The sequence below is a fragment of the Stenotrophomonas sp. STK17_22 genome (assembly GCF_051983905.1).
In the GTDB taxonomy this organism is placed as follows: domain Bacteria; phylum Pseudomonadota; class Gammaproteobacteria; order Xanthomonadales; family Xanthomonadaceae; genus Stenotrophomonas; species Stenotrophomonas maltophilia_A.
The window spans coordinates 1,782,100-1,797,974 of the sequence record NZ_CP197010.1; the positions used below are offsets into that span (position 1 = coordinate 1,782,100).

At 66.2% G+C, this 15,875-nt stretch carries 9 protein-coding genes; 5 read left to right on the top strand and 4 right to left on the bottom strand.

Features of this window, described 5'->3' with window-relative positions:
* Nucleotides 1–13: 13 nt before the first annotated feature.
* Both aceE and ACSYS9_RS08295 read right to left on the bottom strand, forming a co-directional pair.
* The gene (gene aceE / locus ACSYS9_RS08290; protein ID WP_149908636.1) at nucleotides 14–2,686 is read right to left on the bottom strand and encodes a pyruvate dehydrogenase (acetyl-transferring), homodimeric type; all 2,673 of its coding nucleotides are present in this window, start codon (nucleotides 2,684–2,686) and stop codon (nucleotides 14–16) included.
* A 244-nt stretch (nucleotides 2,687–2,930) separates the two neighbouring features.
* Nucleotides 2,931–3,230: a hypothetical protein gene (locus ACSYS9_RS08295; protein WP_071229252.1), complete on the bottom strand. Its 300-nt coding sequence runs from the start codon at nucleotides 3,228–3,230 to the stop codon at nucleotides 2,931–2,933.
* A gap of 139 nt (nucleotides 3,231–3,369) precedes the next feature.
* Between ACSYS9_RS08295 and ACSYS9_RS08300 the strand changes: the two genes are divergently transcribed.
* The 4 genes from ACSYS9_RS08300 to ACSYS9_RS08315 all read left to right on the top strand — a co-directional run bounded on the left by ACSYS9_RS08300 (nucleotide 3,370) and on the right by ACSYS9_RS08315 (nucleotide 9,585).
* Complete coding sequence (locus tag ACSYS9_RS08300) at nucleotides 3,370–3,885, top strand: RNA polymerase sigma factor (protein WP_032128424.1); 516 nt, start codon at nucleotides 3,370–3,372, stop codon at nucleotides 3,883–3,885.
* Complete coding sequence (locus ACSYS9_RS08305; RefSeq protein ID WP_071229253.1) at nucleotides 3,882–4,904, top strand: FecR family protein; 1,023 nt, start codon at nucleotides 3,882–3,884, stop codon at nucleotides 4,902–4,904. Before ACSYS9_RS08300 ends, ACSYS9_RS08305 begins: the two co-directional genes overlap by 4 nt.
* Nucleotides 4,905–5,045: 141 nt before the next feature.
* The gene (locus ACSYS9_RS08310) at nucleotides 5,046–7,979 is read left to right on the top strand and encodes a TonB-dependent receptor (protein ID WP_071229254.1); all 2,934 of its coding nucleotides are present in this window, start codon (nucleotides 5,046–5,048) and stop codon (nucleotides 7,977–7,979) included.
* A 10-nt stretch (nucleotides 7,980–7,989) separates the two neighbouring features.
* On the top strand, nucleotides 7,990–9,585 hold the full coding sequence (locus ACSYS9_RS08315; RefSeq protein ID WP_071229255.1) for an alkaline phosphatase D family protein: 1,596 nt from the start codon (nucleotides 7,990–7,992) through the stop codon (nucleotides 9,583–9,585).
* 102 nt (nucleotides 9,586–9,687) lie between these two features.
* Here the strand turns inward: ACSYS9_RS08315 and ACSYS9_RS08320 are convergent, their stop codons facing one another.
* On the bottom strand, nucleotides 9,688–11,796 hold the full coding sequence (locus ACSYS9_RS08320; protein WP_071229256.1) for a phosphocholine-specific phospholipase C: 2,109 nt from the start codon (nucleotides 11,794–11,796) through the stop codon (nucleotides 9,688–9,690).
* A gap of 8 nt (nucleotides 11,797–11,804) precedes the next feature.
* Nucleotides 11,805–14,183 carry a TonB-dependent receptor domain-containing protein gene (locus ACSYS9_RS08325; RefSeq protein WP_071229257.1) on the bottom strand — a complete coding sequence of 793 codons (2,379 nt, stop codon included), beginning with the start codon at nucleotides 14,181–14,183 and terminating at the stop codon, nucleotides 11,805–11,807.
* Between the two features lie 151 nt (nucleotides 14,184–14,334).
* On the opposite strand from ACSYS9_RS08325, the gene ACSYS9_RS08330 reads away from it, so the two are divergent.
* A complete protein-coding gene (locus ACSYS9_RS08330) occupies nucleotides 14,335–15,864 on the top strand; it encodes an OmpA family protein (RefSeq protein WP_071229287.1) in 1,530 nt (509 codons plus the stop codon).
* The last annotated feature ends 11 nt before the right edge of the window (nucleotides 15,865–15,875 follow it).

A 15,875-nucleotide genomic window follows, 5' to 3' on the forward strand; every position in this document is an offset into this window, starting at 1 on the left:
GAATGCAGCAGCCTTACACCGCAGCCGGGTCGCGCTTGCCGGTGTCGATGCCGTACTTGTCGATGGCGTCCTGCATCCGCGCGCGCTCGATGCGGCCTTCGTCGGCCAGCGACTTCAGGGCGGCCAGCACGATGAAGTGGCGATCCACTTCGAAGAACGTGCGCAGCGACTCACGCGTGTCGGAGCGCCCGAAGCCATCGGTACCGAGTGCGGTGAAGCGGCGGTCGTTGATGAAGGGACGGATCTGGTCGCCGACGATCTTCATGTAGTCGGTGGCCACCACCACCGGGCCTTCATGGCCCTGCAGGCACTGCTGCACGTAGGGCACGCGGGGCTCCTCGGCCGGATGCAGCAGGTTCCAGCGCTCGGCGGCCAGGCCATCGCGGCGCAGTTCGGTCAGGCTGGTCGCGCTCCACACATCGCTGGCGATGCCGAAGTCCTGCTGCAGCAGTTCTGCCGCGGCTTCCACTTCGCGCAGGATCGAACCGCTGCCCATCAGCTGCACGCGTGGCTGCGAGTCGCTGTCGGCGGCCGCCGGGTGCAGCAGGTACAGGCCCTTCAGGATGCCGGCTTCGGCATCCTCGGGCAGTGCCGGCTGCGGATAGTTCTCGTTGAGTACGGTGATGTAGTAGTAGATGTCTTCCTGCTCGACGTACATGCGGCGCAGACCGTCGTGGATGATCACCGCCAGCTCGTAGTTGTAGGTCGGGTCGTAGGACACACAGCTTGGGATCACCGACGACAGCACGTGGCTGTGGCCGTCGTCATGCTGCAGGCCTTCGCCCATCAGCGTGGTACGGCCGGAGGTGGCGCCGAGCAGGAAGCCGCGGGTGCGCGCATCGGCGGCGGCCCAGGCCAGGTCACCGACGCGCTGCAGGCCGAACATCGAGTAGAAGATGTAGAACGGGATCGTCGCCAGGCCGTGGTTGCTGTAGGCGGTGCCGGCGGCGATCCACGAGCAGATCGCGCCGGATTCGTTGATGCCTTCCTGCAGGATCTGGCCGTCCTTGGCTTCCTTGTAGTAGCTCAGCTGGCCGGCATCCTGCGGGGTATACAGCTGGCCCAGGTAGGAGTGGATGCCGATCTGGCGGAACAGGCCTTCCATGCCGAAGGTGCGCGATTCATCGGGCACGATCGGAATGACCAGCTTGCCCAGTTCCGGGTCCTTCAGCAGGCTGGTGAGAATGCGCACGAAGCCCATGGTGGTGGACTGTCCGCGATCGCCGCTGCCCTGCAGCTGGGTGTTGAAGATCGACAGCGGCGGCAGCGGCAGCGGATCGACCTTGGCCAGGCGCGCGGGCAGTTGCCCGCCCTGGATGCGGCGGCGCTCGGCGAAGTAGATGGCTTCGGCGCTGCCCGGTTCCGGACGCAGGTACGGCATGTCCTCCAGCTGGTCGTCGCTGACCGGCAGGTTGAAGCGGTCGCGGAAGGCGCGCACCGCGTCGGCGCTCATCTTCTTCAGCTGGTGGTTGATGTTCTGGCCTTCACCGGCTTCACCCATGCCGAAACCCTTGACCGTCTTGGCCAGGATCACGGTGGGCCGGCCGCTGGTGTTCACTGCCTGCTGGTAGGCGGCGTACACCTTCTGCGGATCATGGCCACCACGCGCCAGCGCCCAGATGTCGTCGTCGCTCATGTGCGCGACCAGCTCCAGCAGTTCGGGGTAACGACCGAAGAAGTGCTCGCGCACGTAGGCACCGTTCTGCGACTTGAAGGTCTGGTAGTCGCCGTCCACGCATTCCATCATGCGCTGGCGCAGCAGGCCGCTGTGGTCGCGGGCCAGCAGGTCGTCCCAGCCGCTGCCCCAGATCAGCTTGATCACGTTCCAGCCAGCGGCGCGGAAGGTGCCTTCCAGTTCCTGGATGACCTTGGCGTTGCCACGCACCGGACCGTCCAGGCGCTGTAGGTTGCAGTTCACCACGAACACGATGTTGTCCAGCCGCTCGCGGCCGGCCAGCGAGATCGCCGCCAGCGATTCGGGCTGGTCCATCTCGCCGTCGCCGAGGAAGGCCCAGACTTTGCGGCCCTGGTGTTCTTTCAGGCCGCGGTATTCCAGGTAACGCATGTAGCGCGCCTGGTAGGCGGCGGTCAGCGGGCCCAGCCCCATCGACACGGTGGGGAACTGCCAGAACTCCGGCATCAATCGCGGGTGTGGATACGAGGACAGGCCTTCGCGCCCGGCTTCACGGCGGAAGTTGTCCATGCGCGCCGGATCGATGCGGCCTTCCACGTACGCGCGGCCATAGATGCCCGGCGCGGAGTGGCCCTGGATGTAGATCATGTCGCCGTCGAAGGTGTCGGTACGGCCACGGAAGAAATGATCGAAGCCCACGTCGTACAGTACTGCCGCCGACTGGTAGGTGGCGATGTGGCCACCGACGTTGGAATGCTTGCCGGCACGCAGCACCATCACCATCGCATTCCAGCGGATCATCGCGTTCAGGCGGCGCTCGATGGCCAGATCACCCGGGTAGGCCGGCTGGCGCTCGGGCGGGATGGTGTTGACGTAGGCGGTCCAGGCACGGGTATGCAGGTCGCCGTGCTGCTGTGCATCCAGCTCGCTGAGCTGGTCGATCAGGTAGTGCGCGCGCGGCCGGCCACCGGTCTGCATCACCGCTTCCAGTGATTCACGCCACTCGCGGGTTTCCAGCGGATCGGTATCGAAGGGAATGAGCGCTTGGTTCATGACTGTCTCCAGAGGGCGCCGGTCGGACTTCTGCCTGGGCGACAACACCGGCAGGGCGCACAGCACTGGAGCGGGGTCGCAACGGCGGGGCCGTGACGCGAAGGGCGACCGTGGCGGCCGCCGAGAAGACAAGCGTAGGCCCGGCCCCCCGGCTTCGATAGGCGGGCCCGGCTTGGGTCTCTGGCAAGCAAGGGTTGGCACGGCGCGCCGTATCATGGGCGGGCGTGCTGGGTGCGGCCGCTGATCAGGCCGGGGACAGGCCCGGGAAGAACATCGGGATGACCGCCACACCAATGCCCAGCAGGCACCAGGCCACGATCGGCAGCCAGCCCGAGAGCTGCTGGCAGCGTTCCGGCAAGCGGCGTCCTCCGATCCACAGCAGCACGGTGAGCAGGCCCAGCGCGTAGGCGAGGGCGACGACCACCGGATGCACGTGGACGACACGGCTGGGCGGCCACATCTGCTGCTGGTAGGCGGTGGTGTGGGCGACCAGCAGCAGGAACAGCAGGCTGCTGAGGGTGTTGATGGCGGTGCGGGCGTTCATGGGGGGGGCACTCCTTGTGCCGGCTGCTGGAAACTGCAGGGGCGGCATTCTAGCGGCTGCGTGCCGGCAGTTGAAACGCCACTGTCATCGATGGCCGTCACCCTGCGGGGCTTTCCAGCCTTGGGGTGGTTGGCCGGCCGTGAACAGCGTGAGGATCTGGGAGAAGAGCTATGCGCTGCGGCGGCGGCTGCTGCGCGGCTTCTTCCTGCGCCGGGGTTCTGCCAGCGAAGATGCCGAGGATCTGGCGCAGGAGGTTTACCTGCGGCTGCTGCGCAGCACCGGTGAGCATGCCGACGCGGTCGAGAACCCGGAAGCCTACCTGTTCACCGTGGCCGCCAATCTTGCACGGGAGCACGCGCGCGCGCGTTCGTCGCTGCCGCCGCTGGAGGACGTCGACCTCCTGGCCGAAGTGTTGAAGAGCGAAGAAGACATCGAAGGCGAATTCGAGCGCGCGCAGCGCTGGAGCGATATCCGCAGCACCATCGCACGGCTGCCGGCGACCACGCGGCGGGTGATGGAGCTGCATTATCGCGACGGGCTGGACTGCCCGGCGATCAGCCAGCAGCTGCAGGTCTCGGTGCACATGGTGCGCAAGCATATCGGCAAGGGGCTGGACGCCTGCAGGAAGGCGCTGGGCGCCAGGGAGCTCACATGAAACGGAATCCATCGGGTGCGGCCGACGACGTGATCGCCAGCGAGGCCATGGACTGGTTCCAGCGCAATCGCGAGGGCGTGCTGGGCGAAGCCGAGCGGGTTGCGTTGCTGGACTGGATGAAGCGCTCGCCGGAGCATGTGCGCGCCTATATGCACGCGCTCGCACTGCACCGGCAGGTTGGTGAGGCGCTGCAATCGGCATTGGCTGAAGAGGCCTCGGTGCCGCCACAGCAGGCCGCTGCCAAGGTCGTGCCGCTGTTCGGACACGCACAGGCCCCGCTGCGCAGTGCGCCGCACAGCCGTCGCACGCGTTGGTGGGTGGCGGCTGCCGCAGCCTGTATCGCCCTGCTCGGCGTGGGCCTGGTTCCGCAGCTGATGCCTACCGAGCAGCTTTACAGCGCCGGACATGGAGAAATTCGCGACCTGGTGCTGCCCGACCAGACCCAGGTGCGGCTCAACGCGGACAGCCGCCTGCGGGTGCGCATGGGCGGGTTCAGCCGCAGGGTGGAGCTGCTGCAGGGCGAGGCCACGTTCGACATCGCCCAGGACCGACGGCCGTTCGAGGTGCAGGTGAACGGATTGCAGATCCGCGATATCGGCACGGTGTTCGACGTGTCGCGACGGCTGCAGGGCACCCGCATCGGTGTGGTTTCCGGCGAGGTGGAAGTGTGGAGCCACGGTGCGGATGCGCGGCGTCTTGCACAACTGGGTAAAGGCCAGGTGGTGCAGGTCGACGCGCGCAGCCATGCGGTCGAGTCGTTGGATGTGCCGTTGTCGATGCTGCTGGACTGGCAGCAACGCAAGGTCTCTTTCCTGGACGAGCGGCTGGATGAGGTGGCCGCCGCCTTCAACCGCCACAACCAGGTGCAGGTGCGGGTGCTGGATGAAGGTGCGGCGTCGGCGCGGTTGTCCGGCAGCCTGGACGCGCATCGCATCGGTGCGCTGCAGGCCTTCCTCGAGCGCGACCCGCGCTTCGTGGTGCGGCGCGAAGGCGACACCGTGCGGGTTGGCAGTCGCTGAGGTCGACATGGCCGTGGGTTGTCAGAAAAAATTCATCAAATCCGCGTTCTCCACTTCGGTGGATGCGGGCTCTTACTTGGGAGAAGCCGCTGCCGAGTCACGCAGCGGCACCTGCTGCTTTCTCTCTTCCAAGGACCCGTGATGCGCAACACGCTTTACCTGTCGATCATCCTCGCGCTGTCTCCCTGCAGCGTGCCGCTGGCGGCTGCGGCCACTGCCGATGGCCTCGAGGCCCGCGTTTCGGCGCCGATCGCGGCGCAGCCGCTGGCGCGCGCGCTGGAGCAGTTGTCGCGCAGTTCCGGCGTGCAGTTCCTGTATTCGGGCAGCGGTGACGTGCACATGGCCGGTGCGGTGCCGCGCGGTGCCACCGTCAAGCAGGCGCTGGACGCGCTGCTGGCAGGGACCGGCTTGGGCTACACCGTGGTGGATGGCAACGTCATCGCCATTGATCCTACGCCGGCACACAACGAACCGAAGCCGGCCGCGCCGAAGCCGCGCGAGGCCGAAGCGGTGGTGGCGCCGACCCTGGGCACGGTGAAGGTGATTGCTGCGCATGAGGTGATCGACCAGAAGAAGACCTCGCCGGTGATCAAGGATTCGGTGGTCTACGACGAGATGGACAGCTACGGCGACGAGACCCTGGCCGAGAGCCTGATGGCCGCGCCGGGCCTGAGTGCCGTGGAGGATGCCGGTGAGCCCCGTTACGTGACGGTGCGTGGCGTGCAGGCCAACCTCAACTACACCACCATCGATGGCATCGCGATTGCCAGCGTGGGTGGCAGTGGCTCCGGCGAGCGCATGAACAACCTGCAGCTGATTCCCAGCGACATCGGCACCCGTACCGACATCTACAAGAGCTTCAGTGCCGAGCAGGCACCGGATGCGATCGGCGGCGTGATCGACATCATCAGCCGCAGTGCCTTCGACCGGTCCGGCAAGTACGTGTTTGCCGATGTGGCAGGCATCTATTCCACCGCCGAGACCAACGTCGAGCGCAGCGCTGGCGGCAACCACGAGACCCTGGGTCACTTCGGCAAGAGCGCCAAGATGGTGTTCTCTAACCAGTTTGGTGTCGACCAGGAGTTCGGCATCGTTGCGGTGGCACGCTACGAGCAGCGTTCGCGCAACAGCGTCAAGCGCTGGGTGGAGTCGAACTACTACTACAACGACGCTGGCAAATACCTCACCGACGGCACCACCGGGCCGGACGAGGCCAAGGGCTGGAACGGGCTGCGTGCGCCGGGCAACTTCAGCACCGGCACCTACACCAACTTCATCACCAACTTCGGTGGCTCGGCCAAGCTGGAATGGAAGCCATCGGACGATCCTTTCTACGCATCGTTGCTGCTGTACTCGTACCGGTTCTACGAGAACTCGACGATGAACAAGACCGATCTGTACGGCAACGCCAAGTTTCCGATCCGCAACCAGACCGAAGACAGTGGCACCACCCAGATCAACAGCATCTACATCAAGAACCGCCACGACCGCTGGGACCGCAGCAACCGGGGCGCCATCGCCAGCTTCAACTGGGATATCGGTGATCGCTCGCGGCTGACCCTGCGTGGCGGCCATACCGAAGAGACCTTCCACAACAACCAGGTCTACTGGGGTGTGCGCGCCTACCCAAGCAATCTGTTCGTCGACTACGAGAACGACAGCCACGGTTTCCCGAACGCAGTGGCGGTTTCCGACTCCAGCCTGTTGACCAGCTCGGCGTTCAAGCTGAACCCGGCGCAGGCCTATGTCTCGCCGCGCGACGCCAAGGAGAGCATCGACAACCTGCGTGCCGACTTCAGCTACAACGTCGACGCCGATGCGCGTGGCTTCGGCCTGGCCGCCGGCGCCGAATACCGCCATCTGAAGATCTGGCAGGACATCGACTTCGACTACTTCAAGAGCAGTGCCACGCTCAACGATTACCTGTATCCGGGTTCGACGCTGCTGGGCAGCGTGCCGGGCTTCCCGCTGATCGACAACCGCAAGTGGAACGAGGAACTGCTGCCGAAACTGGGCAACAACAATGCGGCGTATCCAAATGCCAACTTCACCAGCGACTACAAGTACGTGGAGGACATCACCAATGCCTACGTGTCCGCACACTACGCCTGGGACCGACTGCTGCTGATCGGCGGCCTGCGCTACGACCACACCCGCTTCGATGCCTACAGCCCATTCAGCGATGATGGCGGCACTACGTATACCTCTGCCTTCCGCAATACGAGCGGTGGCTACAACAACCTGCTGCCTTCATTGAATGCGACGTTCAAGTTGAGCGAGGACCAGCGCCTGCGCTTCTCCGCCAGCCGAACGCTGGGCCGGCCGACACCCAGCAACATCGCCCAGGCCACCAGCACCAGCTGTGGTGATGACGAGGAGGGCAGGGGCTTCTGCACCATCAAGCAGGGCAACGCCAACCTGCAGCCGCGCCGTTCCACCAACATCGACCTGGCGTGGGACCTGTACTTCAACGGCAACAACGGCCTGGTCTCGGTGGCACTGTTCGACAAGGTGATCAAGGACGACATCTACACCCTGACCACCTTCGAGAATGTGGGTGACACGCGCTACCGGGTCACCCAGCCGATGAACACCGACGAGTCCAGGCTGCGCGGTGTCGAGTTCGCGGTGGCCAACCGCAACCTGCAGTGGGGCCGTCAGCGCTTCGACATGTACTTCAACGCCACGCGGCTGGAAGGCCAGACCAACTACCGCATCAGTGATGGCACCGAACGCCGCCTGGACCGCCTGCTGTACCAGCCGGACTGGTCGCTCAATGGGTCGGTGATCTGGCGCATGCCGTGGAAGAGCGCACAGCTGCGCCTGTCCGGTACCTACCGCAGCCGGATGCTGGTCGACTTCGGCGACACCCAGTGGCTGGATTCGTACTACGACCCGTACATGACCTTCAACATGGGCTTCAGCCACAAGGTCAGCAAGCACGTGACGCTGAAGTACGAGGCCAAGAACCTGTTCAACACCCAGCCGACCTACAGCACCGGCCCGAACGGGCGCTTCCGTACCGAGATCGACGACTACGGCCGCTTCTTCTACTTCCACATCATCTACAACTGAGGCCACAGCCGTGGAGACGATCAATCGCAGGCGATTCCTGGCCCTGGCCGGCCTGTCCGCTGCCGGTGCCTGGATGGGCACGGCACACGCGCTGGCCGCGCAGGGCGATGCCACCGCGCTGAACCCGCGCAACCTGCTGGCCAAGCCGCGCTTTGCCAGCACACCCTTCACCCTGGGCGTGGCCTCGGGTGATCCCTCGGCCGATGGCATGGTGCTGTGGACGCGCCTGGCGACCGAACCGCTGGTGTTCGGCGGCGGCATGCCGACCCGGCCGATGCTGGTCGAGTGGCAACTGGCCGCAGACGAAGGCATGCGCAGGGTGGTACGCCAGGGGACGGCGATGGCGCATCCCGAACTCGGCCACGCCGTGCACGTGGAGCTGGACGGGTTGGCGCCCGGACGGCCCTACTGGTACCGCTTCAGCGTCGGTGGCCACGCCAGTGCGGTCGGTTGCACCCGCACGCTGCCCGCAGCCACGGCCGCGGTGGATCGCGTGCGCTTTGCGGTGGCCGGTTGCCAGCACTACGAAGAAGGCCACTACACCGCGTGGCGGCGCATTGCCGAGGAACCGCTCGATTTCGTCTTCCACTATGGTGATTACATCTACGAAGGCGAAAGCCAGCCGGGCCTGCGGAAGATGAACGGCCAGCCGTTCACCAACCTGCGCAACCACGTCGGCCCGCAGATCTACACGCTGGATGATTACCGCCGCCGCTACGCCCAGTACAAGAGCGATGCGGACCTGCAGGCCGCGCATGCGGCGGCACCGTGGTTCGTCACCTTTGACGACCACGAAGTGGACAACAACTGGGCCGGCGCCGAAGACCAGGATGACACGCCCAGCGAAGTATTCCTGCTGCGCCGCGCACAGGCGTTCCAGGCCTACTACGAGAACATGCCGTTGCGCCGTTCGGCATTCCCGCGCGATGGCCACATGCAGATGTACCGACGTGCACGCTACGGCACGCTGATGGACCTGCACCTGCTCGACACCCGCCAGTACCGCAGCAAGCAGGTGAACATGGCGCTGCGTGACGAGGTGGAATCGCCGGAGCGCAGCATTGTGGGGGCGAAGCAGGAGCGCTGGCTGTTCGACGGCCTGGCCGATGCCGCACCGCGCTGGCACACCATCGCCCACCAGGTGGCGCTGGGCAACTACATGCGCGAGAAGGACGGGGTGGTGCAGTCGTCCGACGACCAGTGGTCGGGCTATCTGGACAGCCGCCGGCGCCTGCTCGACCACATCCAGAAGGTGGGCTTCGGCAACGTGGTGACCGCCTGCGGCGACGCGCATCGCCACTATGCCAGCGATCTGGTGCAGGACCACCGTGACTCGGGCGTGGTCTCCAGCGAGTTCCTCGCCACGTCGATCACCTCCGGCGCCGATGGCCAGGGTGTGGACGCGTACGCCAGGAACCAGCTTGCGCACAGCCCCTATCTGAAGGCGACCACCGACAAGCGTGGCTACGTGCTGTGCGATGTCACCCGCGATGCGTGGATCGGCGACATGAAGACGCTGGATACCGTGATGCAGCCGAATGGCGCGGTGCAGCGCTGGAAGCGCTATGCGGTGGAGCACGGCCGGCCGGGGCTGCAGGAGGCCTGATCAGCCAGCACCACTGTAGAGTCGAGCCATGCTCGACTGCTTTTTCCGGTAAATGATCGAAAAGCAGTCGAGCATGGCTCGACTCTACAACAGCGCGACGGTTCAATCCTGCTCGAACCGCAGTGGCTCGCTGCCCATCGCCGGGTCACTCGTGCCGGGGCGCCCATCCTCGGCGCGACCGGCCAGGCGCAGCATGCTCTCGCCCGCGCCGATCTGCAGGTCATACCAGCCCGCCGTGGGCGTTGCGTCCCACGCCAACGCGGTTTCTGCGTGTGCGGGTAGTACCAGCGCCTGATCGGGCATGTGCCCGTCATAGGCACCAGGCTGCACACGCACCTGCTGCGCGCCGTCACCCAGGTTGCGCAGCCGCAGCCGCAGTTGGCCATCCGTGCGATCAATTGAAGCCTGCACGGCAGGAGCCTTGGCCGCCCCCTGGAAGTGGCGGTGGAAGCCGTTCGGACCGAGCAGCCACAGGTCATAGCGGCCCTGGGCGTCCAGCGGCCAGCGCTCGCGCAGCGGCATGCCCGGCAGCAGCGTGTAACGGCGCGGCACCGCCTCCAGCCGCAGCCGATCGTAGACATGCAGCACTGCCGCTGCGCCCTCGCAGGACAACGCCAGATCCACGCCCGCGACGTCGACCGCAGCCATCGATGCCTGCGGTCGATAGGGAAGGGCACGCGCCGGGCGTACACCGCTTTCCTGTTTCGCTGGCTTCAGCCCCTCCGGCAGCGCGGGCACGGTGCGCCCCGGCAACGCAGCGGCGCGTGCGGCCACCGCGCTCACGTCGGGCAGGCCGCGTACGAACGGGCGGGTATCGCGCTGGGCGAAGTCGAAGGCACCCGTCACGTCACCGCAGACCGCGCGGCGCCACGGCGAGATGTCCGGTGCCGCCACACCGAAGCGGCGTTCGATCAGTCGAATGACCGAGGTGTGGTCGTAGACCTGCGAGTCGACCCAGCCACCCCGACTCCACGGCGAGATCACATACAGCGGCACGCGCGGGCCCAGTCCATACGGGCGGCCGCGCAGTTCGGCGGCATCGTACTTCTCGTCGCCCGGTGCGGGATGGCGGTGGTATTCGCCCTCGGTACTTACCGAGGACGCACCCGCCCAGCCGCCATCCACCGGCGAAGGCGGTGCCGGTGGCGGCATGTGGTCGAAGAAGCCGTCGTTCTCATCGAACATCAGCAGCAGGGCGGTGCGGCTCCAGACTTCCGGATCGGCCGTCAGCGCATCCAGCACGCGCGCGGTATAGGCCGCGCCCTGCGCCGGACTGGAGGGTCCGGGGTGCTCGCTGCCGGCCGCGTCGGCGATGATGAAGCTGACCTGCGGCAGGCGCCCGTCGAGTACGTCCTGGCGCAGCTGTGGCAGGCCACGGGTACTGACCCCGCGTGCGCGCAGTTGCGGGTCATGCCCGGGTGCAGCACTGTACGCCCGACGGAACGCCTCGAAGCCGGCCAGCGGGTTGTCGGTGAAGTTGTCCGCCATGTCCTGGTAGATCTGCCAAGACACGCCGGCCTTCTGCAGGCGCTCGACATAGCTGGTCCAGCGGTAGGACGCCGGATGCCCGCCGTGTTCGGGGAAGTTGTCATGCGAGTTGGCGATCACCGGGCCGCCGGCGCGGGCCTGTGCATCGTTGTGGCCGGTCCACAGGAACACCCGGTTCGGATTGGTGCCGGCCTGCATCGCGCAGTGGTAGGCGTCGCAGATCGTGAACGCATCGGCCAGCGCGAACTGGAACGGCATGTCGCTGCGCTGGAAGTAGCCCATGGAGTGGTTCTGCTTGGCGTTCGGCCAGTGCCCCATGCGCCCGTGATCCCAGGCACGCTGGGCGTCTGGCCAGGTGTGCGGCGTGCCTTCCACCCGCATGTAGCCGAAGTGCGCGGCGGTATCCAGCGGGAACGGTGCGATCGCGCGCGTGCCGCTGGCATCGGGTTGCAGCCACAGGCTGCGCGTGCGGCCGCCGGTCTGCAGTGCCGGCGCGGGAGCCACGAAGCGATCGCCGAAACCCCGTACGCCCGGCAGCGTGCCGAAGTAGTGGTCGAACGAGCGGTTCTCCTGCATGAACACCACAATGTGCTGCAGGTCTTCGAGGCTGCGCGTCTGCGCGGCGGGGGCGATCGCTGCGGCCCGGGCGATGCTGGGAAGCAGCGGAGAAAGGCCGGCGGCAACGCCGGCCTGCAACAACCGGCGTCGGCCGATATCAGTCACGGGCTCACTCACAGGTCCACACGGAAGGAGATGCCGACAGTGCGCGGGGCGCCGATGAAGGCGTTGTCGCGGCCGTCCACCCCTGCAAGATACCGCTTGTCGGTGAGGTTGCTCACCACCAGGTTGGCACCCATGCCCTTCAGGCGCGGCGACAGGCCCTGCAGGTCGAAGCCGATATTGGCGTTGAACACGGTGGCCGAGGGCAGCTTGTTGACGTTGGCGGCATCGAGGTAGCGCGTGCCGAGGTAGCGACCGGACAGGCCGAAGTTCCAGTTTTCGCCCTGCCAGTCGGCCGACAGCACCAGGGTCTGTTCGGGCTGGCCGATCACCTTGGCACCGTCGACGATGCCCAGCTGGGTATCACGTGCGGCATCGCCACTGCCCAGGTACTTGGAGCGGTTGTAGGTATAGGCGGCGTTGAGGCGCCAGCCATTGTCCCAGCCGTAGCCGAACGCCGCCTCCAGGCCGTTGCTTTCCACGCCACCGAAGTTCTCGTAGACACCGTCGGTCTCGCCCAGGTAGTCGATGCCGCTGACGAAACCGGCCGGCAGATAGACGATGCGGTTGTCGAACTTGATGTTGTACAGGGTCACCGAGGCGGTCAGCGGCCAGCGGCTGATGCGCATGCCCACTTCGATGTTGTCGGCGGTCTCCGGTTCGACATTGCGGAAGCGCTGCGGGTCGGTCTCGCCAAGTACGCCTGAAGGAATGGCGGCGAAATTCTGCGAGAAGCCGGCGAACAGCTCCATGCCTTCCACGCCCGGTGCCCAGGTGAAGCCGGTCGACAGCAGCGGATCGGACCTGGAATCGGATTTCACGTGCTCGCTGGCACCGATCACGCGGCGGCGCGACTGGTCGACGAAGAACTGCTTCACGCCCAGGCGGGCACTGAACGGCCCGAAGCGGGCCACGTCCTCGACGTAGTACATCTGCTCGTCAACCTTGTACTTGTCCTCGAACTGCACCCAGTACGGCTGATGGTCGAAGGCGATGTCCTGGCCGACGTTGAGCAGGCGGTGCCAGTCACGGCGTGCCGAACGGTCTAGCTTCTCCACCCACAGGCCGCCACGGATGGTGTTGTCGATCGCACCGAAGGTCTGCCGCCATTCGACGTCGGCGGTCACGCCCATGCGGTCGTTGTCGTAGTGGGTGTGGCGGTAGGACTGCGCGCCCAGCACGTTGCCCGCGTAGCAGTTCGGATCGTACTCGGCGGTGAAGCCCAGGCGCGGGGTGCAGCTGGCCAGGCGCTGCGCGGCGCTGCCATCGGGATTGACGAAGAAAATCTGGCCGCGGTTACTGCCGCCGTACACGGTCTTTCCACCGATGTACTCCGACTCCGGGCGACCGGCACCATCATCGCTGACCTGCGCCAGGTAGGGGGGCAGCCAGTCGCCACGACCTTCCATGCGGTGCCCGTAAGCCGCCACCGAGGCCTTGAAGCCGTTGCCGCCGTCGAAGGTCGCGCGCAGGTAGCCGAAGGTGTTCTCGCGCAGCGCACGCGAGCCGGAACGGTAGTTCTGGTCCAGGTACGGAATGCCGGTGAGGGTGCCGACCAGGTTGTCGCGGTCCGGATTGGTGGCGAAGCCCTTCGGCGAGACGCTGGTGTACTCCGGCTCGTCGGCATCGTTGTAGGACAGGTAGCCGGTCAGCGTCCAGCGATCCAGCTCGGTGATGAACTTGCCGGCGATGTGGTCATTGCTGGTCTTGCCGCTGCCATCGATCCAGTCGTGCACACGTGCGGAAGAAGCGCTGACCCAGGCGCGGGTATGGCCGCCGAGCAGGCCGGTGTCGTAGCGCACGTAGTACTTGCGCGCTTCGTTGTCACCGGCACCGACCACGAAGCGCAGGCGGCTGTCCTGCAGTGGGTCGCTGGTGAGGAAGTTGAGCGTGCCGCCCAGCGCCTCGTTCGAGCGCGAGGAGATGTCGGCAGTGCCCTGGCTGACTTCCACTGTTTCCAGGTCCAGGGTATCGATGTAGCGGTTGGCCAGCGAACCGCCGCCGTAGCCCGAGCCGCCATTGGGCAGGCCGTCGATGGTGGTGCCGATCTGCTGGGTGTCACGGTTGGTCACGAAGCCGCGCATGCTGATCTGCGTGCCCCACACCGACGAACCGGTGGCATCGGCCTCGCTGACCACCACGCCGGGCACTTCGTTGAGCGTGTCGTTGACGCTGCTCATCACGGTCTGCCGGTTCAGTGTTTCCGCGCGCACCGAAGTCTTCGCGTAACTGGTGGCCTGACCAATCACCTGTACCTGGTCGAGGGTACGCGCATCGCTGCTGCGCGCTTCGCCCGTATCGCCCTGCGGTGCTTCTGCGAGGGCGTCCAGGGCGGGGGCGATCAGCAGGGCCAGCAGCGAGACACGGGGAAAACGCGCAATCGTTCGCATCGAAACCGGACCTTCAGAGGGAGGAAAACCCCGGAGTGTCGGCAGCGCCAATGACATCGGGATGACGTGGCAGCGCAGGAACGATGGCACTGTGGGGGCGGTCACGGCCTTCGGGTATGCTCGGCGCTTCAATGGACCTGAGGTGGTGGCGATGCAGAAGCGATCGAAGATCTGGCTGGGAGGTGCAGCCCTGGTGCTGCTGGCAGGGTGCAACCGGACGCCCTCGGATGGAGAGGTGGCACCGCCTGCGCCAGCCACGGCGGACGGGGCCGCAGCACCGGCCGCCGCCCCAGCGGGTTCAACGGCAGCCGCCGATGGCACCGCACTCACCGACCGCGATGGCAAGCCGGTGCCTCTGGTGCCGTTCGACACCGGCAGCGTACCGCTGAGCGACACCACGCTGGGTGAGCTGCCGTTCTTCAGCCTGCCGCAGGGCTACGCGCCGCAGAACGCCCCGCACCCGCGCGCCTGGGCGCGCTTCCCGTTCCGGATGGGCGAGGGTGTGCATTGGGTTGAAGGTCCGAGCTGGTCGGCACGCATCGTGACCGACAGTGAGGCGGCCCCCGACAAGGCGTTCTCTGCGCTGGAAGTGCAGCGCAACTTCGACGGTGTGATCACCGCCGCTGGCGGCCGCAAGGTCTTTGAAGGCACGCTGCTGCGCGACATCTACTACGGCCCGCAACTGGAAGGCGAGATCGGTGGTGGCTTCATCGATGCGGTGAACGGTGAACAGGACGCACCCACCACCGTCTACGTGCTGCGCCAGGCCAACCGCACCGTGTGGGTGCAGCTGGCGGTGGACAGCAACGGCGCCGGTCTGGTGGTCGTGGATGACGTTCCGTTCAAGGCCACCGCGCAGTGGTCGGACAGTTTCCCGCACCTGTCCCTGCCGGCCGGCTATCGTGAGCGCAACACGCCCGAGCAGCGTGATTTCGATGCCTTCCCGTTCTGGACCGGAGATCACTTCGAACCGGTCGAGGGCCGCACCTTCGCTGCCGATTTCGACAAGGGCGAGCGCGAATACTCGATGCATGAAGTACGCCGCAACCTTGAGGCGATGATGGCCCAGGTCAACGGCACCAAGCTGTTCGAGGGGCGCATCCCGCACGAGGCGGCCGAGGGCGTGTCGAAGCAGGTGCAGTCGTCCTACGGCAACGCGGCCAGCTACAGCTGGGACAACTACGACACCGTGGTCTATCGCGTCGATCTGGCTGACGGCCGCCAGGTGTGGGTGCATGCTCGCCTCGAATACCTCAGCGCAGGCTGGGTCGTGGTCGAGCGCAAGGGTTTCACCCAGACCGCGGCGCTGCTGCCGGCCGATGCGTTGAAGAAGAAGCTGGACAGCGACGGCCGCGTGGCGATCCAGGTCAACTTCGCCACCGACAAGGCGCAGATCCTGCCGACGTCCGAACCGCAACTGGCGCAGGTGCTGGACCTGCTGCGTGCCGACCCGTCGCTGAAACTGTCGATCGAAGGCCACACCGACAACAGTGGCGCGGCCGCGCACAACCGCAGCTTGTCCGAGGATCGGGCCCGGTCGGTGGTGGCGGCGTTGACCGCCAAGGGCATCGCCGCCGACCGCCTGCAGGCGGCCGGCTTCGGCGCCGACAGGCCGGTGGCCGACAATGGCAGCGAGGAAGGCAAGGCGCGCAATCGACGGGTCGAGCTGGTCAAGCGCTGAACCACGCCTTC